At 61.6% G+C, this 24,472-nt stretch carries 24 protein-coding genes; 14 read left to right on the forward strand and 10 right to left on the reverse strand.

Going from position 1 to position 24,472, the window contains the following annotated elements:
- The first annotated feature begins 8 nt into the window (after window positions 1-8).
- Complete coding sequence (locus tag AF337_RS30430; RefSeq protein ID WP_049735077.1) at window positions 9-329, forward strand: TfoX/Sxy family protein; 321 nt, start codon at window positions 9-11, stop codon at window positions 327-329.
- Here the strand turns inward: AF337_RS30430 and AF337_RS30435 are convergent.
- The 5 genes from AF337_RS30435 to AF337_RS30455 all read right to left on the reverse strand — a co-directional run bounded on the left by AF337_RS30435 (window position 299) and on the right by AF337_RS30455 (window position 5,167).
- Window positions 299-748 (reverse strand): NUDIX domain-containing protein, encoded by a 450-nt coding sequence (locus tag AF337_RS30435; RefSeq protein WP_049735078.1) that lies wholly within the window; start codon window positions 746-748, stop codon window positions 299-301. The genes AF337_RS30430 and AF337_RS30435 overlap by 31 nt on opposite strands.
- Window positions 749-753: 5 nt before the next feature.
- Window positions 754-2,271: a DEAD/DEAH box helicase gene (locus AF337_RS30440; protein ID WP_049735079.1), complete on the reverse strand. Its 1,518-nt coding sequence runs from the start codon at window positions 2,269-2,271 to the stop codon at window positions 754-756.
- A gap of 157 nt (window positions 2,272-2,428) precedes the next feature.
- Window positions 2,429-3,763: a peptidoglycan DD-metalloendopeptidase family protein gene (locus tag AF337_RS30445; protein ID WP_049735080.1), complete on the reverse strand. Its 1,335-nt coding sequence runs from the start codon at window positions 3,761-3,763 to the stop codon at window positions 2,429-2,431.
- Window positions 3,764-3,869: 106 nt separating this feature from the next.
- The gene (locus tag AF337_RS30450; RefSeq protein ID WP_049735081.1) at window positions 3,870-4,697 is read right to left on the reverse strand and encodes a ferritin-like domain-containing protein; all 828 of its coding nucleotides are present in this window, start codon (window positions 4,695-4,697) and stop codon (window positions 3,870-3,872) included.
- Window positions 4,694-5,167, reverse strand: coding sequence for a peroxiredoxin (locus AF337_RS30455; protein WP_049735082.1), 474 nt, complete (start codon window positions 5,165-5,167; stop codon window positions 4,694-4,696). The genes AF337_RS30450 and AF337_RS30455 overlap by 4 nt, the downstream gene beginning before the upstream one ends.
- A gap of 125 nt (window positions 5,168-5,292) precedes the next feature.
- On the opposite strand from AF337_RS30455, the gene AF337_RS30460 reads away from it, so the two are divergent.
- Together AF337_RS30460 and AF337_RS30465 are read left to right on the forward strand one after the other, a co-directional pair.
- A complete protein-coding gene (locus AF337_RS30460) occupies window positions 5,293-8,694 on the forward strand; it encodes a YhdP family protein (RefSeq protein WP_049735083.1) in 3,402 nt (1,133 codons plus the stop codon).
- Window positions 8,695-8,821: 127 nt separating this feature from the next.
- Window positions 8,822-9,106, forward strand: coding sequence for a hypothetical protein (locus AF337_RS30465; RefSeq protein WP_049735084.1), 285 nt, complete (start codon window positions 8,822-8,824; stop codon window positions 9,104-9,106).
- Between the two features lie 81 nt (window positions 9,107-9,187).
- Here AF337_RS30465 and tyrS read toward each other — a convergent pair whose 3' ends face one another.
- Window positions 9,188-10,444, reverse strand: coding sequence for a tyrosine--tRNA ligase (gene tyrS, locus AF337_RS30470; RefSeq protein WP_049735085.1), 1,257 nt, complete (start codon window positions 10,442-10,444; stop codon window positions 9,188-9,190).
- A 129-nt stretch (window positions 10,445-10,573) separates the two neighbouring features.
- Between tyrS and AF337_RS30475 the strand changes: the two genes are divergently transcribed.
- Window positions 10,574-11,692, forward strand: a complete 1,119-nt coding sequence (locus tag AF337_RS30475) for an anhydro-N-acetylmuramic acid kinase (RefSeq protein ID WP_049735086.1) — start codon at window positions 10,574-10,576, stop codon at window positions 11,690-11,692.
- Window positions 11,689-12,213, forward strand: coding sequence for a GNAT family N-acetyltransferase (locus AF337_RS30480; protein WP_049735087.1), 525 nt, complete (start codon window positions 11,689-11,691; stop codon window positions 12,211-12,213). Before AF337_RS30475 ends, AF337_RS30480 begins: the two co-directional genes overlap by 4 nt.
- Here the strand turns inward: AF337_RS30480 and AF337_RS30485 are convergent.
- Entirely contained in the window at window positions 12,210-13,376 is a 1,167-nt protein-coding gene (locus AF337_RS30485; RefSeq protein ID WP_049735088.1) for an acyltransferase family protein, read from the reverse strand. The two genes, AF337_RS30480 and AF337_RS30485, sit on opposite strands and share 4 nt — an antisense overlap.
- 141 nt (window positions 13,377-13,517) lie before the next feature.
- A complete protein-coding gene (locus tag AF337_RS30490; protein WP_003568896.1) occupies window positions 13,518-14,195 on the reverse strand; it encodes an alpha/beta hydrolase in 678 nt (225 codons plus the stop codon).
- A gap of 216 nt (window positions 14,196-14,411) precedes the next feature.
- Between AF337_RS30490 and AF337_RS30495 the strand changes: the two genes are divergently transcribed.
- The 9 genes from AF337_RS30495 to AF337_RS45780 all read left to right on the forward strand — a co-directional run bounded on the left by AF337_RS30495 (window position 14,412) and on the right by AF337_RS45780 (window position 22,587).
- Window positions 14,412-15,578: a cysteine desulfurase family protein gene (locus tag AF337_RS30495; RefSeq protein ID WP_049735089.1), complete on the forward strand. Its 1,167-nt coding sequence runs from the start codon at window positions 14,412-14,414 to the stop codon at window positions 15,576-15,578.
- A 167-nt stretch (window positions 15,579-15,745) separates the two neighbouring features.
- A complete protein-coding gene (gene sufB / locus AF337_RS30500) occupies window positions 15,746-17,215 on the forward strand; it encodes a Fe-S cluster assembly protein SufB (RefSeq protein ID WP_003568892.1) in 1,470 nt (489 codons plus the stop codon).
- Window positions 17,216-17,273: 58 nt separating this feature from the next.
- The gene (locus AF337_RS30505; RefSeq protein ID WP_049735114.1) at window positions 17,274-17,615 is read left to right on the forward strand and encodes a GIY-YIG nuclease family protein; all 342 of its coding nucleotides are present in this window, start codon (window positions 17,274-17,276) and stop codon (window positions 17,613-17,615) included.
- 103 nt (window positions 17,616-17,718) lie between these two features.
- Window positions 17,719-18,474, forward strand: a complete 756-nt coding sequence (gene sufC, locus AF337_RS30510) for a Fe-S cluster assembly ATPase SufC (RefSeq protein WP_037073856.1) — start codon at window positions 17,719-17,721, stop codon at window positions 18,472-18,474.
- Window positions 18,475-18,498: 24 nt separating this feature from the next.
- Window positions 18,499-19,773: a Fe-S cluster assembly protein SufD gene (gene sufD / locus AF337_RS30515; protein WP_049735090.1), complete on the forward strand. Its 1,275-nt coding sequence runs from the start codon at window positions 18,499-18,501 to the stop codon at window positions 19,771-19,773.
- A 12-nt stretch (window positions 19,774-19,785) separates the two neighbouring features.
- Window positions 19,786-21,027 carry a cysteine desulfurase gene (locus tag AF337_RS30520; protein ID WP_049735091.1) on the forward strand — a complete coding sequence of 414 codons (1,242 nt, stop codon included), beginning with the start codon at window positions 19,786-19,788 and terminating at the stop codon, window positions 21,025-21,027.
- Window positions 21,028-21,039: 12 nt separating this feature from the next.
- On the forward strand, window positions 21,040-21,420 hold the full coding sequence (locus AF337_RS30525) for an SUF system Fe-S cluster assembly protein (RefSeq protein ID WP_049735092.1): 381 nt from the start codon (window positions 21,040-21,042) through the stop codon (window positions 21,418-21,420).
- Window positions 21,421-21,516: 96 nt separating this feature from the next.
- Window positions 21,517-21,909 (forward strand): Fe-S cluster assembly scaffold SufA, encoded by a 393-nt coding sequence (gene sufA, locus AF337_RS30530; protein WP_049735093.1) that lies wholly within the window; start codon window positions 21,517-21,519, stop codon window positions 21,907-21,909.
- 60 nt (window positions 21,910-21,969) lie between these two features.
- Window positions 21,970-22,587, forward strand: a complete 618-nt coding sequence (locus AF337_RS45780) for a MafI2 family immunity protein (protein ID WP_244471344.1) — start codon at window positions 21,970-21,972, stop codon at window positions 22,585-22,587.
- A 96-nt stretch (window positions 22,588-22,683) separates the two neighbouring features.
- On the opposite strand, the gene AF337_RS30540 is transcribed toward AF337_RS45780, so the two are convergent.
- Together AF337_RS30540 and AF337_RS30545 are read right to left on the reverse strand one after the other, a co-directional pair.
- Entirely contained in the window at window positions 22,684-22,989 is a 306-nt protein-coding gene (locus AF337_RS30540) for a flagellar basal body rod protein FlgC (protein ID WP_049735094.1), read from the reverse strand.
- 137 nt (window positions 22,990-23,126) lie between these two features.
- Window positions 23,127-24,164 (reverse strand): glycoside hydrolase family 25 protein, encoded by a 1,038-nt coding sequence (locus AF337_RS30545; protein ID WP_049735115.1) that lies wholly within the window; start codon window positions 24,162-24,164, stop codon window positions 23,127-23,129.
- Window positions 24,165-24,472 lie beyond the last annotated feature (308 nt).

Below are 24,472 nucleotides of genomic sequence, written 5' to 3' on the forward strand. Positions count from 1 at the left end.
AATAGCGAATGGACAATGCCGGCATCGAGGAAATGTTTCAGGGGCTTGGCCCGGTCACGGTCAAGCGCATGTTCGGCGGCAAGGGCATCTATCACCTCGGCCGCATCGTCGCGCTCGAAGTGCGCGACGAGATGCTGCTGAAGGCGGATGAAACGAGCGCTCCGGAATTTGCCGCCGCCGGCGCCACGCAGTGGAGCTACGAGGGCAAGAAGGGCAAGCCGGTGAAGATGCCCTATTGGACGATCCCCGACGAGGCCTATGACGATCCCGATCTGATGGCGAAATGGGTACGGCTTGCCTATGAGGCGTCGCTGCGCGCCGATAGCTGACTCTCTTCGGCAATCGGCAAAGCCGCTATCGCCGCCTTGGTGAAGGCCGAGAGCGGTTCCGGCAAATCCGTCAGCGCAAACCAGCCGAAATCGGAAAGCTTGTCCGGTTCGGTCAATTGCGGCTCGCCTTCGACGTCGCGGGCGAGATAGAGAAGGGAAATCCAGTGCTGGCGGTCGGTGTCGATGATCTGTTCGGTCATGCCGATCCGCTCGATCCGGCCGATCCTGAGGCCGGTTTCTTCCTCGGCCTCGCGGCGCGCGGCTTGCTCGGCCGGCTCCATATGATCGACCTTGCCGCCGACGATATTCCAATAGCCGGCTTCCGGTGGGCGCATGCGTTTATAGAGCAGAACCTTGGCGTCGCGCAGAATGACCAGACCGACGCCGAAGCCCGGAAAATCGAGACCGGGCTTCGCCATCGCGATCAGATCTTGGCGCTGCCGGCGATCAGCATGAAGGCAGGGATATCGTCGCCGAAGCCGACCGGGGTCGGGCCGTCGTCGTGGTCACGATGGCGGCGGCGGTCGCGGCTGTCATCATTTGCCGGATAGGGCCGGGTGTTACGCGCATTGTTTTGCGGCTTCTGCTCTGCTCTGCGCTCGTTCTTCACGATGTCGGCCTTTACTGGTGCTGCCTGGATCACTTGGACGTCATTATCCTGGATGTCGATATCAGATTTATGACCTGTGGCGCTGCGATTGCCGCGTCCGCGACCACGATCCCTCTCGCCGCGCTCACCCTTTGCGCCACGCTCGCGGCTGTTGCGCCGCGGGCGTTCGCTGTCGGCGCTTTCTTCTGCCGGCGGCAGGGAATTCACATCGCCGCTCAGCCATTCGACTTTCTCGCCGATCAGCTTTTCGATCGCATCGACGAATTTGCTGTCGCGCTTGGTGACCAGCGTGAAGGCGGCGCCCGAGCGGCCGGCACGGCCGGTGCGGCCGATGCGGTGGACGTAATCTTCGGAATGGATCGGCACGTCGAAATTGAAGACGTGGCTGACATCGGGAATGTCGAGGCCGCGGGCGGCGACGTCTGAGGCAACCAGCAGCTGGAGATTGCCGTCACGGAAGCTCTGCAGCGTCATCGTGCGGGAGCGCTGGTCCATGTCGCCATGCAGCGCGCCGACGGAGAAGCCGTGGCGTTCCAGCGACCGGAAAAGATCGGCAACATCCTTCTTGCGGTTGCAGAAGATGATGGCGTTCTTCAGTTCAGTCTGGGCGCGGACGAGTTCACGCAGAACCGCGCGCTTCTCGTAATCCTTGCTGTGCGAGGCGACGAAGCGCTGCGTCACGGTCTTTGCGGCCGAAGCGGGCTTGGCCACTTCGATGCGCTCGGGATTCTGCAGGAAGCGGTCGGCGAGCTTCTGGATCTCCGGCGGCATGGTTGCCGAGAAGAACAGCGTCTGGCGGGTGAACGGGATCATCTTGGCGATGCGTTCGATATCGGGGATGAAACCCATATCGAGCATGCGGTCGGCCTCGTCGATGACGAGGATCTCGACGCCGCTCATCAACAGCTTGCCGCGCTCGAAATGGTCGAGCAGGCGGCCGGGCGTGCAGATCAGTACATCGGCGCCGCGCTCGAGCTTGCGGTCCTGGTCCTCGAAGGAAACGCCGCCGATCAAAAGGGCGACGTTGAGGCGATGGTTCTTGCCGTATTTTTCGAAATTCTCGGCGACCTGGGCGGCGAGTTCGCGCGTCGGCTCGAGAATCAGCGTACGGGGCATGCGGGCGCGGGCGCGGCCCTTTTCCAGAAGCGACAGCATCGGCAGAACGAAGGATGCCGTCTTGCCGGTGCCCGTCTGCGCGATGCCGCAAATATCGCGACGCTCGAGCGCAAAGGGGATGGCTCCCGCCTGAATAGGCGTGGGTATCGTGTAGCCCGCGTCGGTAACAGCGGATAGCACTTTTTGGCTCAAGCCAAGGTCAGCGAATGTCGTCAAAGGGAAAACTGTTTCCGTTCCGGTTCGGCCGAGCTCTGAACGAGTCGGCGGGATTGCATGCCGCAATGCAGCGCGACATAGCCCCGAATGGCCGGCAAGTCAAGAAATAGAGAGGCCGCACCCCGTACAGAGTGAAGCGATGGTTACCTGACGGCTGTTACTTGATATAGGTGGCGAGTTTAAGGCCGGCATTCATGAAATATACTGGATCGACCGCGTGGCCATCCTGGCGCACTTCATAGTGCAGATGCGTCCCCGTCGAGCGGCCGGTGCTGCCGGCAAGGCCGATGACGTCGTTGCGGCCGACCGTGTCGCCGAGCTTGACCAGCACTTGCGACATATGGCCGTAGCGCGTCGAGATGCCGTTGCCGTGATCGACCTCGACCATATTGCCGTAACCGCCGGTCCAGCCGGCGGAGATAACTTTGCCCGGCGCCGACGGGCGGATCTTTTCACCCGGCGAGAAGCGGAAGTCGATGCCGGAATGCAGCGCGAGGCGGCCGAGGAAAGGGTCGCGGCGATTGCCGAACGGGCTGGTCACGTCCCTGCCGATGGCGGGATTGCGGAAGGGCAGGGATTCGGCGGTGCTGCGCACGGCCTCCAGCCGGGTCAGCGCGCCGTCGAGCGCTGCCAGCGAATTGTTGAAATCGTCGTTGCTTTCAGGTTCGATATAGGGGCCGCCGACGGCATCGTCGTCCTGCCTCGCCGCAGTCTCCTCGGGCACCGGAATCTTGAAGCGGGTCAGCACATTGCCAATGGCATTGGCGGCATTGCCGGCGTCGCTCGTCAACTGCTCGACGCGGTTGCGCTGATCCTGTTCGACACCCTTCAGCGACAGCGTCACGTTGGAGAAGATCCGGTCGGCGCGGTCGCCGACAGTCTCGGCGGACGGCACATAGGCGAGCGTGGAATTGTCGGGCGTTGCATCGGCGGGCGCGCCGCTCGCCAGCTGTTTCTCGATCGCCTCGATGCCGCCGCCGGTCAGCGCAGCGCGCTTGTCCTTGATATCAGGGGCATAGGACTGGACAGGCGAAGACAGGGCGGGTGAAGACGGGGCGGGCAGGGCGCCGTCCTTATCGGTCAGGCCAGAGCTTTCGGCCCGGTCGAGCAGATTGTCGAGCTTGCCATGGCGCGAGGTCAGCGCCATCTGCTGCTCCATCAGCTTGTCGACCTTGTCCTCGACCACCTGCTGGTCGAGCAACTGGCGGGAGGTGATGCGGTCGACCTGGGCGCGAAGCGCGGCGATGCGGTCTTCATAGTCGTGCTGCATGCGGGCCTGGCGCGCCATGGTGGCGCCGATCAGGTCGTCGCGCAGGACGAGATAAGAGGTGGCGAGGAGATAGCCGATCGAGAAGACGCCGACGAAGCAGAAGGCAACGGCTGCCATCCACGGCCGCACCGTCATGTGGCGGACCTTGTCGCCGCTTGCCAGGATCAGGATGTGTTCCTGCGCTCGCCTGCCGAATACCCGGTGCTGATGTCCGCTGTTCACGCAGGCTCTCCCGATTGATGCACTACGCCTCTTTCGGAAAATTAGACACGTTTATGGTTAACGAATGCTTTCTTTGTCGCTGTCCGTGTAGAAAATACCAGCGATTTCAGGCATGGCTGATCGATGCGAGCGTGCGGTAGAAAGACGGAGTCAGCCCCGCCTCGGCACGGGCGAGATCGTTGAAGGGCGGCTTCAGTGGCCCGCGGAAATTGGCGCGCACCAGCTCCTGGAAGGCTTTTGCCGGGTCGCGCTTCTCCCGCGCGCAGAGGAAGCGGAACCACTTGGCGCCGACGGCGACATGGCCTTTCTCGTCGTTGTAGATGACGTCGAGGACCGCGGCACTTTCGAGATCGCCGGTCTGGCGCATCTTTGCCTGCAGCGACGGCGTGACGTCGAGGCCGCGGGCCTCGAGAATCAGCGGCACGACGGCGAGCCTTGCCGTCAGGTCGTTGCGCGTCGAATGGGCCGCCTGCCAGAGCCCGTCATGGGCGGGAAGATCGCCGTAATCGGCGCCGAGATCGTTGAGGCGGGCGCGCACCATGCGGAAATGCTTCGCCTCCTCGAAGGCAACCTGCATCCAGCCGTCGAAAAAGGAATTCGGCACCTGTTCGGTGGCGAATCGAGCAACGATATCAAGCGCCAGATCGACGGCATTGAGTTCGATATGGGCGATGGCATGGAGCAGGGCGATCCGGCCTTTCAGCGTATGCAGCGAGCGCTTTTCCACCTGGGTCGGCGGCGTCAGCACCGGCCTGTCGGGGCGGCCGGGCCTCTCCGGCAGGGCCGCGTCGAGCGGCGAGCGCAGCGACACCCGGCGGGCGAACCAGCGGGTGGCGCTTTCCTGCGCAAGCGCCGTCTTGCGGTCGAGATCGGCGGAGCAGATGGCATCGATGGCGCCGCCGCGCAGCGAAGTTATCGCGAGGTCGCCGGTCACGCGGCCAGATTCCGCACGGCCTCGAGCACGGTTTCGGCATGGCCCTGCACCTTCACCTTCTGCCAGATGGTGGCGATCGTGCCGTCCTGGCGGATCAGGAAGGTGGTGCGCTCGACGCCCATGAAGTTGCGGCCGTACATGCTCTTTTCCTTCCAGACGCCGTAGGCCTGCAGCGTCGTCTTTTCCTCGTCCGAGGCCAGCGCCACCGAGAGACGGTGTTTCCTGATGAACTTGTCATGGCAGGCGGCCGAATCGGGCGACATGCCGATGACGGCCGCACCCGCTGCCTCGAACTCGCTTGCCAGCGCGGTGAAAGCCAATGATTCGGCGGTGCAGCCTGTCGTATCGTCCTTGGGATAGAAGAACAGCACGAGCGGCCTGCCCTGGAATTCGGCCAGCGAGACGCGGCCGCCGCCGTCGCGGGGAAGGTTGAAATCAGGAGCCGTGGCGCCGATGCCGGGAACCGCCATTGGGAAAACCTTTCTTTTGCCGGGTTTGTGGATGACACTTTCTCTCCCCGAATTATATAGTGGACGGTAACCCGTCCAGCATGGCCGGGTTCAATTCTTCACTTAAAGGGAGAGCCCGAAGGCGCATGTCAGCCATCCGCGGCGAAAAGGTCACGTTTCGCAAGAAGGATATCGTTGCGCTGGACCGCTTGCCGTCCGCCCAGGCCGAGGATCCGATCATCGTCCATTGCCCGCCGCCGCGTTCGCCGGTGCGGCGTACGGCGAAGCTGACCGCAGGATTTCTGGGCGTAATTCTCCTTGTGCTCGCCGCGATCGTCTTCACCGTCGAGAGCGGCATGTTCGACAAGCCGCTGTCGCAGCAGGCGCAGGCGGCGTTGAACGGCGTGGCTGGACCGCGCTACCGCGCCCAGGTCGGCTCCACCGTCATCCGCTTCACCTCGGATTTCCGGCTGGCGCTGGAAGCGCGCAACGTCAATATGATCGATGAGCAGAGCGGCCAGCACCTGTCTACGACGGGTTCGGTGCGCCTGGGGCTCGATCCGCTGCAGCTTTTCCGCGGACGCATCGCCGTCAGCGACATCGAAGCCGACGATATCGCGCTCGATACCGCGCTTCTGCCCTCCGGCAATCCCGTGACGCTCGACGATCTGCGCATCGACGCCATGCCGCCGGCGATGGAGAAGATCTTTTCGCAGTTGGACATGTTCGACAGTATTGTGACGCGCGGATCGACCAGTTCGGTGCGCATCTCCGGCTTAAACATCAAGCTTGCCGACACCGCCAACGGCCCGCTGTCGCTGGTCATCGACAACCTCGTCTTTGCCCATGCTGGCCCATCCTCGCTGCAATTGACCGGCGAGGTGGCGCTGAACGGCGAGGTGGCCGAGCTCGAGGTGCTGGCCGAGAAGGAAGATGGCCACGTGTCGAAGGTCGTGGCGACGCTCAAGCATGCCGATCTCACGCCCTTTGCGCTGAAACGCAATGATCAGGGGGCGATCCGGCAGGGGCTCAGCGCCTTTGCCGACCTGACGGTATCGGCCACCAGGGCGCGCGATGGCGTGCAGCCGGCGCTTGCGGCGACCGTCGACATCGATCCCGGCCTGATCTATGCGGACGGCGATCCGCAGGAACTGTCGGGCGGACAGATCAACCTCGTCTATGATTTCGCCAAACAGACGCTCGAAATCGCCCGGTCGAACGCCCGGTTCGGCGCCACCACCGTTCCGATCAACGGCGCGCTGATCGATCTCGACAAGCTCGATCCGCAGGCCGGAAAGGGCTTCGGCATCGACCTGCTGGTCAGCGGCGGCACGGCAGCCCCCGGCGGCTCCGGCGAGCAGCCGGTCGCCTTCGACATCCAGGCGACCGGGCGCTACCTGGTTGCCGGGCGAGAGTTCCTGTTTCCCAACATGACCGTCTCCAGCCCGCTCGGCGCGCTTTACGGAGCACTGCACGTCAAGCTCGGGGGCAAATCGCCGGAGATCAGCTTTGCCGGCCAGTCGGCACAGATGCAGACAACGGCGATCAAGCAGCTGTGGCCATTCTGGATGGCGCCCAAGGTGCGCACCTGGGTGCACGGCAACCTCTTCGGCGGCACTGTCACCAACGCCTCCATCTCCGTCTTCATTCCCTTCGGCAGGCTGGACGAGGCGGCAGGCGGCAAGGGATTGAAGCTCGACGCCAACCAGATCCGCATCGGCTTCGACATTGCGGACGCGCGGATGAACGTCGCCGGCGACATTCCGCCGGTTCGCGACATGGCGGCCCATTTCGACCTGACCGGCCCCACTGCGACGATCGCGATCAAGAGCGGCACGTCGTTTTTCCCCTCCGGCCGGTCTGTCGGTCTCGGGCAGGGAACCTTCGCCATACCGGCAACCTACGACAAGCCGCTGATGGCCGATATCGATCTGGCGATCTCAGGGACAGCGGACGCCGTCGGCGAGCTTCTGACCTACCGGCCGATCCGGGTGCTGCAGCGCGCCGGCTTTACGCCCGACGATTTCAAGGGGCGGATCGAGGCGAATGTGAAGGCGCATTTCGGCCTGCTCTCCTCGCAGAACCCGCCGCCGGCCGAGTGGACGGCGGCGATGAAGCTCAGCGATATCGATCTTGCCAAGCCGTTTTCGGGCCGCACGATCAGCAATCTCGACGGGACGCTGAACGGCAATCCGAAACAGATCACCCTCGACGCCAAGGCCCAGATCGACGGCGTCCCAGCCGATATCGATCTTACAGAGCCGGTCGAGGCGTCCGACAGCGCGAAGCGGCAGCGGGTGATCACCGCGACGCTTTCCGAGGAGCAGCGCAACAAGCTGATACCTGGCCTTTCCGGTATCGTCGGCGGCAGCGTCAAGATGGTGCTGACGCGGATCGACGACGACCGGCAGGACGTCCAGCTCGACCTCACCCGCTCGCAACTCGACCTGCCGTGGATCGGCTGGTCGAAGGGCAGCGGCATTGCAGCTTCGGCCGAATTCGAAACCTCCGGCCCGGCCGAAAATACCCAGATCAAGAACTTCCGGCTGAAGGGCGACGGTTTCGGCGCCAACGGTTCGATGAACATCGGCAAAGGCGGGCTGATCTCCGCCGATTTCGACAGTGTCAAACTCTCCTCGCTTGACGATTTCGCCCTGTCGGTGAAACGCAGCAAGGGGAATTTCGACGTTTCGGTTTCCGGCGACAGCGCCGATGCGCGGCCGGTGATCGCGCGGTTGAAATCGGGCTCGGGCGATGGGGATGATGACGGGGATGGCGGCGACACCGGCGTATCGGTGCGCGCCAGGCTGAAAAACGTCATCGGCTTCAACGATGAGAAGATCGGCAATTTCCAGGCGCAGGTGTCACTGCGCGGCGACAAACTGCAGGCGCTGAACTTTTCGGCCGTGACCGACAGTGGCGAGGCCGTGGTCAGCCAGATGAAGGACGGCGGCGTCATCAACATTACCAGCGGCGATGCCGGCGCAGTCTCGCGTTTCGCCGACCTCTACCAGCACATGCAGGGCGGCCTGCTCAATCTGGCGATCCGGCTTTCGGCGCAGGGCGGCTGGGACGGCTCGCTCGACGTGCGCCGTTTCTCGATCGTCAACGAGCAACGGCTGCAATCGATCGTATCGACGCCTGTCGGAAATGAACAGCGCAGCCTCAACGAAGCCGTCAAGCGCGACATCGACACCTCGTCGCAGCGCTTTCAGCGTGGCTTTGCCCGGGTCGTTTCGCGGGGTGGCATGATCGGCATCGAAAACGGCGTGCTGCGCGGCGACCAGATCGGCGCGACATTCCAGGGCATAGTGCGGGACGGCAAGGGCAACATGGACATGACCGGCACCTTCATGCCGGCCTATGGCCTCAACCGGCTGTTTGCCGAACTGCCGCTGATTGGCATCATCCTCGGCAATGGCAGCGACCGCGGCCTGATCGGCATCACTTTCAAGCTGACAGGCAAGTTCGACCATCCGAACCTGCAGATCAATCCGCTGTCGATTATCGCGCCGGGTGTCTTCCGGCAGATCTTCGAATTCCAGTGAGGCGGGCAAGGCCATTGCGCAGGTTGCGCCCGGCAGGCAATTTTTGTCATCGACGCATGACGTATTTTAGTGAGTTCTGATGTAGTATTCGCATTCGGCCCGGAAACAATGGCCGGCGGAGAATGCCATGCAGTGCTCCCGGACAGTCTCTCTTGCATCGGCCGCCATGATCGTCGTCACGATCGGCCATCAGGCTTCGTATTCCGCGGAGAAAGGTCAGCGTCTGAAGCAGCCCGAGAACATCCGCTCCGGCCACATCCTCCTCGTTCCCCTCGACGCGACAGTGACACCGCCGACTTTCTCGATCAGCTGGTGGTCACGCGTGACGCGCGCACCCGGCGTCAATCCGCCACCCTATGTCTTCCGGGAGGCCGAACGAACGGATGCGACATCGCGGCCCGGAGTAGAGTGAGGATTGCGCGCCAACTCAGGAGTTGGGCAAGGAAAAGCCGGCGCGGACGCCGGCTTTGATATCCGTTCAGATTGAATCCGCTTACGCAGCGCGGCGGATCAGGATGTGCTTCTTCTTGCCGAGCGAGAGCTTGATGACGCCGTCGGCGGTGATTTCGTTGCTGCCGATCAGGCGGCGTTCGTCGCTGACCGCCTCGTCATTGATGCGCACCGCACCGCCCTGAACATGGCGGCGAGCTTCGCCGTTCGAGCCGGCAAGGCCGGCGCGGACCATCAGCGAGAGCAGGCCGATGCCGCCGTCGAGTTCGGTGGCGGGGATATCGACCGAAGGCAGGTTTTCCGAGAGCCCGCCTTCTTCGAAGGTCTTGCGCGCCGTTTCCGCGGCCTGCTCGGCGGCCGGGCGGCCGTGCAGGATCGCGGTGACTTCGGTCGCCAGGATCTTCTTGACCTCGTTCAGCTCCGCACCGCCGATCGCCGAAAGCCGTGCGATTTCATCCATCGGCAGCGTCGTGAAGAGCTTGAGGAAGCGCGGCACGTCGGCATCCTCGGTGTTGCGCCAATATTGCCAGAAGTCATAGACGGGGAGCAGGTCGGCATTCAGCCAGACCGCGCCGGATGCCGACTTGCCCATTTTGGCGCCGGACGACGTCGTCAGCAGCGGCGAGGTCAGCGCGTAGAGCTGCTGTGTCCCCATACGGTGACCGAGATCGATGCCGTTGACGATATTGCCCCACTGGTCCGAACCGCCCATCTGCAGACGGCAGTCGTAGCGCTTGGCAAGCTCGACGAAGTCGTAGGCCTGGAGGATCATGTAATTGAATTCCAGGAAGGACAGCGACTGTTCGCGGTCAAGGCGTGTCTTCACGCTGTCGAAGGACAGCATGCGGTTGACCGAGAAATGACGGCCGACATCGCGCAGGAATTCAAGGTAATTCAACGAGCGCAGCCATTCGGCATTGTTGATCATCAGCGCGGCGTTGCCTGATTTGTCGTAATCGAGATAGTTCGAGAAGCAGTTCTTGATCGAGGCGATATTCTGCTCGATCGTGTCGATCGTCATCAGCTGGCGGGCCTCCTCCTTGAAGGAGGGGTCGCCGACCATGCCGGTGCCGCCGCCCATCAGCGAAATCGGGCGGTGGCCCGTCGCCTGCAGCCAGTGCAGCATCATGATCTGGGTGAGATGGCCGACATGGAGGCTGGATGCCGTCGGGTCGTAGCCGATATAGGCCGTCACGGTTTCCTTGGCGAACATATCGTCGAGGCCACGTTCATCAGAGACCTGATGAATGAAGCCGCGCTCTTTCAGTGTGCGGAGGAAATCGGACTTGAACTCGGACATGGCTTTCGTCTCTTGGTGTCTGCGCTTGACCGGTGGCCTCACGCAAGTTCGTTGTTGTTGATCTGTCGCGGCGCGTTTAGCACTGTTTTTATAAAAGTGCATCCGGGAATCGCATGGGAGGCAAGCCGCATGGATGTCATCAGAACCGCGATCGGCCTGATGAGCGGCACGTCGATGGACGGAATCGATGTGGCGCTGATCAGGACCGACGGCCGCGGCTTCATCGAGCGCGGGCCTTTCATGGGCGTGCCCTATGACGCCGATTTCCGTGGGCGGCTCAAACGGGCGCTGGAACTGGCGCGGCCGCTGACCGACAGGAACGGCCGCCCCGCCGAACTTCGCGACATCGAGCTTGAGTTGACCCAACGGCATGCAATTGCCGTTACGGCATTCCTGGAGCGTTTCGGGCTTGCTGCCGATGCCGTCGATGTTCTCGGCTTCCATGGCCAGACGGTGCTGCATCGACCCGATGAGGGGCTGACGATTCAGATCGGCGACGGCGGGGAGTTGGCGCGCCGAACCGGCATATCGGTGGTCTATGATATGCGCGCCAACGATATGGTCCACGGCGGCCAGGGCGCGCCGCTGGTGCCGGCCTATCATGCTGCACTTGCCGGAAAATTCCAGCAGGCCGGGGAGGCTGTCTGTTTCGTCAATATCGGCGGCATCTCCAATCTGACCTTCATCGGCACGGACGGGCGGATATCGGCCTTCGACAGCGGCCCGGGCAATACGCTGATCGACCAGTGGGTGGAGATGCAGACCGGCAGAACCTATGATCCCGGCGGCGAGATCGCCGGACGCGGCAAGGTCGTGGTCGCGCTGGCTGAGCGCTATCTTGATAACCCATTCTTCCGCGGAAATGTCCGCCGCTCGCTCGATCGCGGCGATTTTGCGCCGCTTCATCGGGGCGAGGCGAGCCTTGAAGACGGCGCCCGGACGCTGGCGCATGTCGCCGCCGCCTCGATCGTCAAATGCGCCGGTTTTCTGCCCGAGAGCCCGTCGACCTATATCGTCTGCGGTGGCGGGCGGCTGAACGTCACTTTGATGGCGGAGTTTTCGGCCATGGCCGAAGCGCTGGGATCGAAGGTATTGACCGCCGAGCAGGCTGGCTTCGACGGCGACGCGATGGAGGCCGAGGCCTGGGCCTATCTCGCTGTCCGCTCGCTGGACGGGCTTCCATTGACGTTTCCCGGCACGACGGGGGTCGGCGCTCCTGTCAGCGGGGGAATGCTCGCAAGGCCATGAGCGAGAGGGCGATCCTGAAGACGCCGCGGCTCAGCTTCGTCATGTGGAACGAAGACGATGCGCCGCTGGTGCAGCAACTGCATTCGACGATGGCGACGACCCTTTACCTTCCCGGCAATGCGCCGTGGAGCCTTGAGAAAGCCGAGGAGCGGCTGCGGGGCTGGTTCGAGGAGCAGGCACGCGACGGCACGACAAAATACAAGCTCCTTGCCGAAGACGGCAGCTTCGTCGGCCGCGCCGGCGTTTCGCGGTTCAGGAGCGAGCAGTTCGAGCTCGGTTATTCGCTGCTCGAGGCGGCGTGGGGCAAGGGCCTGGCAACAGAAGCGGCAAGCGCCCTGGCCGGCTGGTTCTTCAAAAGGAGACTTGCGCCCGGTTTCATTGCCTTTACGCACCCCGAAAACCTCGCCTCGCAGCGCATTCTCAGGAAGATCGGCATGCGCGAACGCGCGCCGATCCTTGTCGATGGAGAGTTCGACATGGCTTTCGAGATGACCGCTGAAATGCGGCCAGAGAATCCCTAACTTTTGACGGCAAGCGGCCGAACGCGCCCGCCTTGATTGCCGTCCTCGACGCCTCTGACCTGGGCGATGAACGAGAACTTCTTGCGAAGGCCGAGGATCGGCTTCTCGATGAAGTGCCAGGACAGCACCGCGACGGCGAGAGCCGAGGGCAGGCCGACGAGATAGAGCGCCAGCGCCCCATATTTCGGAAAGAGAAAGACCGAGGGGAACGCGCTGATCCAGATCTGCAGGAACGGATCGTGGTACAGATAGACGCCGTAGGAATAATCGCCTTTCCTGAAGAAGGCTGGGATCGGCACCTCCGACAGGCCGATGAAGACGGTGATATAAACAAGGGAAGTGATGACGATCGGCCGGTTAATCACCGACTCCACCGCGCGGCTGTCGAGGGTGATAATGGCGGTGATGCAGACCAGGCAGGCGGCGGAAAATAGCCAGCGGGAATGCGGAATGACCGCTTTGAACTGAAAGGCGACGATGCCCATCATGAACGCCGTTATCAGCTGCGAGCCCCGGCTCATGAACAGGAAGCGCGCGATCGGCTTGATCGAGCCCGGGAACAGATAGGGCATCTTCTGCACGATCAGGCCGAGGACGATATAGGCGGCCGTTACGGCGAGCAGCTTGTAGCGCGTCTTCACGATGGCGGTGATCATCAGGAACGACATGATGATGTAGCAGAAGATTTCCCAGGGAACCGTCCAGAGAGCGCCGTTGACACGCTGGCTGGGATTGTCCTGGAAAACACCAGGCAGCTCGTAATGGATCCAGCCGACGATATTCAGGAAGTATTTGAAAAATCGCGGATCGGTAAAATAGTCGGCGTGATAGACGATCGTGACGATCGGCCCGATGATCAGCGAGCAAACGACGATATCGACGGCCAGTGCCGGGACGATGCGCAAGCCGCGATTGATCAGGAAATTTCGTAGACTCAGGCGCTGGGCGCTGCCGGCGATCAGAAATCCGCTCAACGCGAAAAACATCGGAACAAGAGCGTATTCGGTGAACCAGAATACCGAGCCCCTGATGAAGGCATCATTCCTTGTCAGCAAAAAGGAATGGGTCAATACGATAGAAAAGGCGAGCCCAATTCGAAGAAAGTCGAACCCCGGACCAATACCCCTATACTTATCCAGGACTTCCCCGAACGACTTGGTCATTGCGGACCTCGCTTTAGTTAGGATCGCGAGGAACCTACCGCACTGCAATATGTATTGCAACACGGTAGATGATCTGTTTCGGGACAATCGACCCATGCGGCCCGGATCGCGCCGCATGAGATAGATGGGAGCGCTATGGCGTCAGCGAATTCGCTTGGCGGCCGGTTCCGGCACCAGTTCGCCGTTCAGGCGGCGGTCGAGATAATCCTCGCATTCGCCCATCAGCGTTTCCACCTGGCCGTTGAAGAAGTGGTTGGCGTTGGAAACGGTGCGATGGGTAATGAGAATGCCCTTCTGGGTCTTCAGCTTCTCCACCAGGCCGTTGACATCCTTTTCCGGCGCCACCTTGTCGGCCTCGCCGTTGATGATCAGGCCGGAGGAGGGGCAGGGCGCCAGGAAGGAAAAGTCGTAGGTATTCGGCTGCGGGGCGATCGACATGAAGCCTTCGATCTCCGGCCGGCGCATCAGAAGCTGCATGCCGATCCAGGAGCCGAAGGAATAGCCGGCGACCCAACAGGTCTTCGAATCAGGATGCAGGCTCTGCACCCAGTCGAGCGCCGAGGCGGCATCCGAAAGTTCGCCGGCGCCGTGGTCGAATTCGCCCTGGCTGCGGCCGATGCCCCGGAAATTGAAGCGCAGCGTCGTGAACCCGCGCTTCTGGAACATGTAGAAGAGCTGGTAGACGATCTGATTGTTCATCGTGCCGCCGAACTGCGGATGCGGATGCAGAATCAGGGCGATGGGCGCGCTTTTTTCCTTGGAGGGCTGGTAGCGGCCTTCAAGACGGCCGGCTGGGCCGTTGAAAATAACTTCGGGCATTGGTACTCCGGGTTTTATTTCGCGTTCGCGCTGCGTCGGACGACAACATGACTTGACTAGTGTTGTCAGCTTTTCTAAAACGCAGTTTAGAACAATTCGAAACTTGCATGGCGATCCACGCATCGTGAATGTGTCATAAGGCAAGCCCGGCCGAAATTTCAAGAAAAATGAGCCGCGGGTGCTGAAGCAAGCTCGTCAAGCGCAGGACTGAAGATCATGGCGCCGCCACGCCTTTATCTCGACTGGAATGCCACAGCGCCGCTGCACCCCGCAGCCCGCGAGGCGATCATGCGCGCCATCGACATTTTCGGCAATCCGAATTCCGTTCACGGCGAAGGCCGTGCCGCCCGCGCCGCAATCGAATGTGCACGGCGCAAAGTGGCGGCGCTGGTCGGCACCGACGCCGGCAATGTGATCTTTACCAGCGGCGCAACCGAGGCCGCCAATCTGGTGCTGACGCCGGATTTCCGCATGGGCCGCACGCGGCTTCAGCTCGGCCGCCTCTACTTCTCAGCCATCGAGCATCCGGCGGTGCGCGAAGGCGGCCGTTTTGCCAGGGAGAAGATGACGGAGATTCCGGTCACTTCGGCCGGCATCGTCGATCTCGATGCGCTGGGCACGTTGCTTGATACGCATGACAAGGCCGCCGGCCTGCCGATGGTCGCCATCATGCTCGTCAACAACGAGACCGGCATCGTCCAGCCTGTGGAGGCGGCGGCAAAGATCGTCCACGCCCATGGCGGGCTCTTCGTCGTCGATGCCGTTCAGGCGGCCGGCCGTATCGGGCTCGATATCGGCAGGATCGGCGCCGATTTCATGATCGTTTCCTCGCACAAGATCGGCGGACCGAAGGGCGCCGGGGCGCTGATTGCCCGCGGCGAAGCGCTGATGCCGCGGCCGCTGATCCAGGGTGGCGGGCAGGAGCGGGGTCACCGCTCGGGGACACAGAATTCACTGGCGCTGATCGGCTTCGGCGCGGCGGCGGAAGTCGCGGCCGACGTAGTCGAGGCGCGCAATGCGGCGATCGCTGTGCTGCGCGAGCGGCTGGAAGCCGGCATGCGTCAGGCGGCAGCCGATGTCGTGATCCATGGCGAGGGCGGCGAGCGGGTCGCCAATACGATCTTCTTCACTCTGCCGGGGCTGAAGGCCGAGACCGGACAGATCGCCTTCGATCTCGAAGGCGTGGCGCTTTCGGCTGGCTCGGCCTGCTCATCCGGCCGGCTCGGCGAAAGCCATGTGCTGACGGCGATGGGCCGCGACGCCAAGCTCGGGGGCTTGCGCATCTCGCTCGGCTTTTCGACGACGGAAGAAGATATCGACCGGGCGATTGCCGCTTTTGCGAAGATCGCCTGCCGGCGCAGGTCGGCGGGCGAGGCGGCCTGATCGCCTCATAAACTTGCGGAAACGCAAATTTCTGCTTGCCAACCGGGCTGAAAAGTCCCTTTTGGCCTCTTACATCAAGGGCAAGAGCTTGCCCGACATCAAGGGCAAGAAATTGCCCGTACGTTACAAGCTGCCGGACCTTGTATCCGGCGAGATTGGAGAACGAAATGGCTGCCGTGCAGGAAACGATCGACCAGGTCCGCCTGATCGATGTCGACCAGTACAAATACGGTTTCGAGACCGTCATCGAAATGGACAAGGCGCCGAAAGGCCTGTCCGAGGACATCATCCGCTTCATTTCGGCCAAGAAGCAGGAGCCGGAATGGATGCTGGAATGGCGTCTCGAGGCCTATCGCCGCTGGCTGACGCTGGAAGAGCCGACCTGGGCGCGCGTCGACTATCCGAAGATCGATTTCAACGACATCTATTATTACGCGGCACCGAAGAGCACGCCGGGTCCGAAGTCGCTCGACGAGGTCGATCCGGAGCTGTTGAAGGTCTATGAGAAGCTCGGCATTCCGCTGCGTGAGCAGGAGATCCTGGCCGGCGTCGAGAAGCCGAAGATTGCCGTCGACGCCGTCTTCGACAGTGTCTCGGTCGTCACCACCTTCAAGGCCGAGCTGAAGAAGGCCGGCGTGATCTTCATGTCGATCTCGGAAGCGATCCGTGAATATCCCGATCTCGTGCGGAAATATCTCGGCTCGGTCGTGCCGACCTCGGACAATTATTACGCGACGCTGAATTCGGCGGTCTTCACCGACGGCTCCTTCGTCTTCGTGCCGAAGGGCGTTCGCTGCCCGATGGAGCTTTCCACCTATTTCCGCATCAACGAGAAGGGCACCGGCCAGTTCGAACGCACGCTGATCATCGCGGAAGAGGGCGCCTACGTCTCCTACCTCGAAGGCTGCACGGCGCCGCAGCGCGACGAAAACCAGCTGCATGCCGCCGTGGTCGAGCTCGTGGCTCTCGACGATGCCGAGATCAAATATTCCACCGTCCAGAACTGGTATCCTGGTGATAAGGAAGGCAAGGGCGGCATCTACAACTTCGTCACCAAGCGCGGCGATTGCCGCGGCGACCGGTCGAAGATCTCGTGGACGCAGGTCGAAACCGGCTCGGCGATCACCTGGAAATATCCGTCCTGCATTCTGCGCGGCGACGACTCCAGAGGCGAGTTCTATTCGATCGCCGTCTCCAACGGCCATCAGCAGATCGACAGCGGCACCAAGATGATCCATCTCGGCAAGAACACGTCGAGCCGCATCGTCTCCAAGGGCATCGCCGCCGGCGTTTCCAACAACACCTATCGCGGCCAGGTCTCGGCCCACCGCAAGGCCTCGAATGCGCGCAACTTCACCCAGTGCGATTCGCTGTTGATCGGCGACAAGTGCGGCGCCCATACGGTGCCTTATATCGAGGCGAAGAACTCGACGGCGCAGTTCGAGCATGAAGCGACGACCTCGAAGATCTCCGAGGACCAGCTGTTCTACTGCCTGCAGCGCGGTATCCCGACAGAAGCGGCGATCGCGCTGATCGTCAACGGCTTCGTCAAGGAAGTGTTGCAGGAACTGCCGATGGAATTCGCGGTCGAGGCGCAGAAGCTGATCAGCATTTCGCTTGAGGGGAGTGTCGGCTAACACAACCTCCGTCATCCTCGGGCTTGTCCCGAGGATCTGCTGCGGCCAGAGGACAAGGATGACTGGTTTCGTCTATATGATGTCCGATAAGCCTCGTGGCGTGATCTACACCGGCGTCACCAGTGATTTGCACGGTCGCATATGGGAGCACCGCAACGAAATCCAGAAGGGTTTCACGCAGAGGTACAAAGCAAAAAATCTCGTCTGGTTTGAGTACCATCCGAATATCGTGTTGGCGATCCAGCGAGAGAAGTCTCTGAAGCGCTACCTGCGTGAATGGAAAATCAAGCTCATAGAGGAACTCAATCCGACCTGGATGGACCTCTACGAGCGGATTGATGAAATTGAGAATGTCTATCGGCCGCATCCGAATACGCGGGAGTGGAGCGATTACAATTGAGGGCTTAGATCCTCGGGACAAGCCCGAGGATGACGCTCTAGACCGGTGCGAACGGTCAATTGGGCGGGTCCTTGAAATCCGCCGGATAACAGGAAAGACAAAGATGCTTGAAATCAGAAACCTCCATGCCCGCATTGCCGAAGACGGCACCGAGATCATCCGTGGCCTGAACCTGACGGTGAAGGCCGGCGAAGTTGCCGCGATCATGGGACCGAACGGCTCCGGCAAGTCGACGCTCTCCTACGTGCTGTCCGGCCGCAGCGACTACGAAGTCACTGAGGGCGACATTCTTTACAATGGTGAGAGCATTCTCGAGCTCGATCCGGCCGAACGCGCCGCCAAGGGCGTCTTCCTCGCCTTCCAGTATCCTGTGGAAATTCCGGGTGTCGCCACCATGCAGTTCCTGAAGGTGGCGATGAACGAGCAGCGCAAGGCGCGCGGCGAGGACGAGTTGACGACGCCGGATTTCATGCGCCGGGTCAAGGATGCTGCCGGCAAACTGCAGATCAACACCGAGATGCTGAAGCGGCCGCTCAATGTCGGCTTCTCCGGCGGCGAAAAGAAGCGCGCCGAAATCCTGCAAATGGCGCTGCTGGAGCCGAAGCTCTGCGTGCTTGACGAAACCGATTCCGGCCTCGACATCGACGCGCTGAAGATCGTCGCCGACGGCGTCAACGCGCTGCGTTCGCCTGATCGCGCCGTCGTCGTCATCACCCACTACCAGCGTCTGCTCGACTATATCGTGCCGGATACCGTCCACGTGCTCTACAAGGGCCAGGTGATCAAGTCGGGCGACAAGACGCTGGCGCATGAGCTCGAGGCCAACGGCTATGCCGACATCATCGGCGCGGCGGCCTGAGTTCAGGTGGAAAGGACGACGTCCATGAACATGCAGACGACGAGCCGCCTGACTGCGGCCGAAACGGCGCTGATCGAGGCCTTCAACCATCAGATCGGCGATCTGCCGGGCAATGGCGCGGTGACGGCGCTGCGCGACCGGCTTCTCGACGATCTGAAGAAGGCCGGCCTGCCGACGCGCCGCATCGAGGCCTGGCACTACACCGATCTGAAAAATCTGCTGCGCGCCTTGCCGCCGCAGGCCGGTGACGCCGGCTCCGACGCGCTTGAGCCGCTGGTTGCCGGCTCGACGGCGCTGGCGGTGATCCAAGGCCATGCCGACCAGAAGGCTGCCGCCGACGGTCTTGGCATTGCAGCCTATTCAGAGCGGCTGCTCGACGGCTCGGCCGCAGAGGGGCTCGATGCGCTCGGCAGCGACGACGCGGTCGGCCGCATCAACGGCAGCTTCGTCCGCGACGGCTATGTCGTCGACGTGCCCGCCGAGACCGAGCTTGATGCTCCGCTCGAAATCCAGTTCCTCCATGCCGGCGGGCAGGCGCATACACGTCTTCCCGTTGCCTTTGGCGCCGGTGTCAAGGCAACCGTCATCGAACGTCACCGTGCGGTGACCGGCGATGCGGCACTGGTGTCCCATGTCAGTGACATCACAGTCGGCGAGGGCGCCGAGCTGACCTGGATCATCCTGCAGCAGCAGGGGGCCGAGGATACGCATCTCGGCCAGATCCGCATCGATCTCGGTGCTGACGCCAAGCTTCGCCTGTTCGTCATCAATGCCGGCGGCAAATTGGTGCGCCAGGAGCTGCATATCAAGGTAACGGGCGAGGGTGCGGACCTGACGTTGCGCGGCATCAACCTGCTCGGGGCTGACAGCCATACGGACGTAACGATGGTGCTCGGTCACGACGTGCCCCACACCGGCTCGACCGAAGTGATCCGCAACGTTGTCTTCGACCGTGCCAAGGGTGTCTTCCAGGGCATGATCCGGGTGGCGCCCGATGCGCAGAAGACCGACGCCAAGATGGCCTGCAACACGCTATTGATGTCCGACGATGCCGAATTCTCGGTCAAGCCCGAGCTTGAGATCTTCGCCGACGACGTGCAGTGCGGCCATGGCGCGACGGTGACCGATATCGACGCGAACCATCTCTATTATATGATGGCGCGCGGCATTCCGGAGAACAAGGCGCGGGCGATGCTCGTCAACGCTTTCGTCGCCGAGATCGTCGAGGAACTGGAAGACGAGGCCCTGGTCGAGGCGCTGGAAGGCGTGATTTCGGCCTGGCTCGAAAAGCACGCCTGATCGGATATAACAATGGACAAGATCGTGCCGGCCACGCCATACGATGTCGAAGCCATCCGCCGGGATTTTCCGATCCTGGCGGAGAAGGTGCACGGCAAGCCGCTGGTCTATCTCGATAACGGCGCCTCGGCCCAGAAGCCGCAGGTGGTGATCGACGCCATCTCGCACACCTACGCCCATGAATACGCCAATGTGCATCGCGGCCTGCATTATCTCTCCAATGCGGCCACGGATGCCTACGAGGCAGCGCGCGAGAAGGTGCGCCGTTTCCTCAATGCCCCTTCGGTCAACGACATCGTCTTCACCAAGAATTCGACGGAGGCGATTAATACCGTCGCCTATGGCTGGGGCATGCCTGAGATCGGCGAAGGCGACGAGATCGTCCTGACGATCATGGAGCACCATTCCAATATCGTGCCCTGGCACTTCATCCGCGAGCGGCAGGGCGCCAAGCTCGTCTGGGTGCCCGTCGATGACGAGGGCGCCTTCCATATCGAGGATTTCGAAAAGAGCCTGACGGAGCGCACCAAACTCGTCGCCATCACCCATATGTCGAACGCGCTCGGCACGATCGTTCCGGTCAAGGAAGTCTGCCGGATCGCGCATGAGCGCGGCATTCCGGTTTTGATCGACGGCAGCCAGGGTGCCGTACATCTGCCTGTGGATGTGCAGGACATCGATTGCGACTGGTATGTGATGACCGGCCACAAGCTCTATGGGCCGTCGGGCATCGGCGTGCTCTACGGCAAGAAGGAGCGGCTTTCCCAGATGCGCCCGTTCCAGGGCGGCGGCGAGATGATTTTCGAAGTCGCCGAGGATGCGGTCACCTATAATGACCCGCCGCACCGCTTCGAGGCCGGCACGCCGCCGATCGTCCAGGCGATCGGGCTCGGTTATGCGCTTGACTATATGGAGAAGGTCGGCCGCGAGGCGATCGCACGCCATGAGGCCGATCTTGCCTCTTACGCCGTCGAGCGGCTGAAATCGGTCAATTCGCTGCGCGTCTTCGGGACGGCGCCCGACAAGGGCAGCATCTTTTCCTTCGAGCTTGCCGGCATTCATGCGCACGACGTCTCGATGGTGATCGATCGGCAGGGCGTTGCGGTGCGGGCCGGCACGCATTGCGCCATGCCGCTCTTGAAACGCTTCGGCGTCACCTCCACATGCCGTGCATCCTTCGGCATGTACAATACCCGCGCCGAGGTCGATGCCCTGGCCGATGCGCTTGAATATGCGCGCAAGTTCTTTGCTTGAGGAGTGTCCGTGATGAGCCTGGACGAAAGCGAACAGAAGATCGACGTGCGCGAAGGCATCGTGCATTCCAGCATTCCGGCCGATGAACTGGCGCGGCTCAGCGACGACGTCATCAGCGCGCTGAAGACCGTCTACGATCCGGAAATTCCTGCCGATATCTTCGAACTCGGCCTGATCTACAAGATCGACATCGAGGACAACAGGATGGTGAAGATCATGATGACGCTCACCGCCCCCGGCTGCCCGGTTGCCGGCGAGATGCCGGGCTGGGTTGAAAATGCCGTCGGCGCCGTCGAAGGCGTGTCCGGCGTCGAAGTGGCAATGACGTTCGATCCGCCGTGGACGCCTGATCGCATGTCCGAAGAGGCGCAGGTCGCGGTCGGCTGGTACTGATACAGTACCGTGGTATTGATCCGTTTACGTGCGACGACTACATTTGAATCACGAAGCGCCGGATCTTGGCCCCGGTTGTGGAAGGAGATCGAGCCCATGGGCTTTGCAGTGATGAGCATGACGGACGGGGCTGCGGCCCGCGTCAAGGCGATCGTCGAAAATTCCGGGCCGGAGGCCAAGGGCGTGCGCGTCGGCATCAAGAAGGGCGGCTGCGCCGGAATGGAATATACCATCGATCTGGTGACCGAGCCCAATGCCAAGGACGATCTGATCGAGCGTGACGGCGCCATGGTCTGGGTTGAACCATCGGCCGTGCTCTATCTGCTCGGCACTGAAATGGGCTTCGAGCAGACGACGCTGCGCTCCGGGTTTACCTTCACCAACCCGAACCAGACATCGGCCTGCGGCTGCGGCGAATCCGTCGAACTGAAGCCCGCCGATCTCGCGGCCCTTGCCGCGCAGCGCCAAAGCGAGCCGGCGCATTCCTAGATCCTGTTGACAAAGTCTGTGGTGATAGTGCGATAACATCGCTCCACGACGGAGGGTTTGATGTCCGCACCTGATCGAGAAATAAGACTTCGACTTAGTGTGCAAAACGCGTTGCTTGGGCAAGTCTCATCGGCGTTAGCCGCTGTTTCATGCGGATGGAATGAGAACGAAATTGTCCTCGAATTCATGGTTGACTCGGACTTCAGCGATGAAGATCAAGAGTGTATGGAAATTGTCGCATCTGAGGTCGTCGCGGATTTCGCCGATGAAACGATAACGAGTGTCTTCACATCATTACCTTCCGACAGGCCGAAGGTTACAGTCGCTAAGCGATGGTGGGTTTACAAGCGATTTCAGCCAAACGGAAAGTCAGTTGAGCGAAAAGTGGAGTGGCACTCCGTAGTGCGGATACTCGCGCTTGTCGACAGGCTCTTTCAAGAGAAAGCGTCGTGGCCAGAACTCATCAAGCAAATAAGAGTTGCAGCCGGGGTGGATATTTTGACGGCCGAGAAGATTGCGCTTTCCCATAATGGATGGCGACGACTGTGCAATTATCGGATCAATCACAATCCTGAATGCAAGAAGCATGCGGCACAGCACATCAAAATCCATGGACCAAGCGCATTGGTTTTATCAGTCGGCGGAAGCTTTGCCATCGCAGAGCCGGAGGTGAACTAAACGCGTTCCGCGAGGGGTGGCAGCCAGATTCTTGTGGCGGCAAGGGAAAGGAACGCTTCGAAAGAAGTTCGCGCGGCGCGTCAGGTTACGAGTGCATCAGTCGCGCTTAATGCTCATCAGCATTTCCCACATGTCGGCGCCGGTCTCGAAGACCACGGCGTTCGCCTTGTAGCTCTGTTCGGCTTCGAGCAAGTCGGTCAGTTCGGTGGCCGGATCCACATCCGACGCCGTCGGGCTGACGGTTGCCTGGACGCCGCCTGATGCATCTGAAGTGAGGCTGGTGTTCAGCCTGGCGTAGTCAGGTGTGCTGCTGTTTGCGAGGTTGTTGGCGATCGCGCCGATCCGCATCGTCTGCGCCCGCATTCCCGAAAGAGCAGTATTCGTAATGCCGGATATGCTCATCAGCCGTTTCCCCAGAACTGGATGATCGTCTTTTACCCGCAAGGATTTAGAGAATGCTGAAGGCGTTGCCTTAGCAAAGACCTACAGGAGTGCGTCCTGCCGTGCCGGCTGTTCCGGATTGGCACGAAAGACCATCGCTAGCGCGACGCTACCCAGTCGTGCCAATCGCTTTCGTTGCCGTTGAAGACGTTGAGATCGATCTTGCCGTCGACACCGTCGGAAAGGCCGGAGCCGGAATATTGCCAGAACAGCCACTTGCGGCCCGGATAGACCTTGGAGGGGTGTGCTGCGACCGAACGCAGCCAGAAGGGATAGTCGAGCATCTGGCCCTTCAAATTGTCGCGGTAGAAATCCGGCGCCGTGTAGATGATCGGGCGCTGGCCGTAATGGCGCTCCAGCTTGTCCATGAACACCTGCATCTTTTCCCGGACGCGGGCGGGGGAAATGCGCCGCTTGCAGCTCGATTCGCCGTTCCATTCGACGTCGATGACGGGCGGAAGCGCGTTTGCTTCTCTCGGCACGTTGCGGATAAACCAGTCGGCTTGTTCGCCGGCCGTCCGGCACCAGTAGAAGAAATGATAGGCGCCGTGTTTCAGGCCGGCTTCCTTGGCCCGGCGCCAGTTCTTTCTGAACATCGGATCGAGGTGATCGCCGCCGTCCGTCGCCTTGATGTAGACGAAGTTTGCGCCTTGCCGGCGCAAGGTATCCCAGTCGATTTCACCCTGCCAGCGCGATACGTCGACGCCGTGCACGGCAAGCTTTCTCGGTGAGGTGGAGCCGAAGTTGATCGGCTTGGCGTCGCGGAAGCGGTGGCCGTAGATCTGGCCGCGTGACGGTGATTTCCTGCCGGCATCGGGATCGGCTTCCGGGTTGGCGGGCATCAGCATCGCCACAGGTCTTTCCGTCGGCATCGGCATGCCGACCGGCCTGTCCGCGGGGACGAGCGCCTGTGGTTCGGGAACCGGCCCGGTCCAGCTCAACGCTTCCTGCGGCGCGCCTGTCTGTGCCGTGTCGCCGACGGCGGCGGCCGGTATCGGGCCATTCGGCTTGGTGATCGCATTGGTCGTTTCCGCCGAAGGCACAGGCGTGAGCACATCTTCGGCGCCGGAACTGGCGGCGCATCCCGACAGGACCAGGGCGGCAAGGAGGATTGCTGGCAAAGCCGATGGACGCATGAGAACCTGCACGCAAAACAAGAGGTCGACGGCCATATTCCCGCTGGAGAAAAACCGCCCATTTTCAATTGCTAACAGAGACTTGCTAAGAAAGGTTAAATTTGAACCTATTGTCCTGAAAGTGGCATTTGAGATCGGCTATCGCAACGCTTCCAATCGGCGAGGTCGGCCCCTCATCCGCCTGCCTGCACCTTCTCCCCGCACGCGGGGCGAAGGGGATATGCCGCAACCTCTCGGCCCTCATCCACCTCTCGCAGGGCACATCCCCTCTCCCCGTAAAACGGGGAGAGGGTTAGGCTGAGGGGCAG

The organism is Rhizobium ecuadorense (genome assembly GCF_001187535.1).
Classification (GTDB): Bacteria; Pseudomonadota; Alphaproteobacteria; order Rhizobiales; family Rhizobiaceae; genus Rhizobium; species Rhizobium ecuadorense.

Coding starts and splice junctions, on each gene's coding strand:
- AF337_RS45780 (WP_244471344.1), top strand. CDS start 21,970: ATGTCCGCACCTGATCGAGAAATAAGACTTCGACTTAGTGTGCAAAAC.
- sufD (WP_049735090.1), top strand. CDS start 18,499: ATGAACATGCAGACGACGAGCCGCCTGACTGCGGCCGAAACGGCGCTG.
- AF337_RS30490 (WP_003568896.1), bottom strand. CDS start 14,195: ATGCCCGAAGTTATTTTCAACGGCCCAGCCGGCCGTCTTGAAGGCCGC.
- AF337_RS30435 (WP_049735078.1), bottom strand. CDS start 748: ATGGCGAAGCCCGGTCTCGATTTTCCGGGCTTCGGCGTCGGTCTGGTC.
- AF337_RS30460 (WP_049735083.1), top strand. CDS start 5,293: ATGTCAGCCATCCGCGGCGAAAAGGTCACGTTTCGCAAGAAGGATATC.
- tyrS (WP_049735085.1), bottom strand. CDS start 10,444: ATGTCCGAGTTCAAGTCCGATTTCCTCCGCACACTGAAAGAGCGCGGC.
- AF337_RS30480 (WP_049735087.1), top strand. CDS start 11,689: ATGAGCGAGAGGGCGATCCTGAAGACGCCGCGGCTCAGCTTCGTCATG.
- AF337_RS30455 (WP_049735082.1), bottom strand. CDS start 5,167: ATGGCGGTTCCCGGCATCGGCGCCACGGCTCCTGATTTCAACCTTCCC.
- AF337_RS30520 (WP_049735091.1), top strand. CDS start 19,786: ATGGACAAGATCGTGCCGGCCACGCCATACGATGTCGAAGCCATCCGC.
- AF337_RS30525 (WP_049735092.1), top strand. CDS start 21,040: ATGAGCCTGGACGAAAGCGAACAGAAGATCGACGTGCGCGAAGGCATC.
- AF337_RS30485 (WP_049735088.1), bottom strand. CDS start 13,376: ATGACCAAGTCGTTCGGGGAAGTCCTGGATAAGTATAGGGGTATTGGT.
- sufA (WP_049735093.1), top strand. CDS start 21,517: ATGGGCTTTGCAGTGATGAGCATGACGGACGGGGCTGCGGCCCGCGTC.
- AF337_RS30545 (WP_049735115.1), bottom strand. CDS start 24,164: ATGCGTCCATCGGCTTTGCCAGCAATCCTCCTTGCCGCCCTGGTCCTG.
- AF337_RS30465 (WP_049735084.1), top strand. CDS start 8,822: ATGCAGTGCTCCCGGACAGTCTCTCTTGCATCGGCCGCCATGATCGTC.
- AF337_RS30475 (WP_049735086.1), top strand. CDS start 10,574: ATGGATGTCATCAGAACCGCGATCGGCCTGATGAGCGGCACGTCGATG.
- sufC (WP_037073856.1), top strand. CDS start 17,719: ATGCTTGAAATCAGAAACCTCCATGCCCGCATTGCCGAAGACGGCACC.
- AF337_RS30540 (WP_049735094.1), bottom strand. CDS start 22,989: ATGAGCATATCCGGCATTACGAATACTGCTCTTTCGGGAATGCGGGCG.
- AF337_RS30495 (WP_049735089.1), top strand. CDS start 14,412: ATGGCGCCGCCACGCCTTTATCTCGACTGGAATGCCACAGCGCCGCTG.
- AF337_RS30505 (WP_049735114.1), top strand. CDS start 17,274: ATGACTGGTTTCGTCTATATGATGTCCGATAAGCCTCGTGGCGTGATC.
- AF337_RS30430 (WP_049735077.1), top strand. CDS start 9: ATGGACAATGCCGGCATCGAGGAAATGTTTCAGGGGCTTGGCCCGGTC.
- sufB (WP_003568892.1), top strand. CDS start 15,746: ATGGCTGCCGTGCAGGAAACGATCGACCAGGTCCGCCTGATCGATGTC.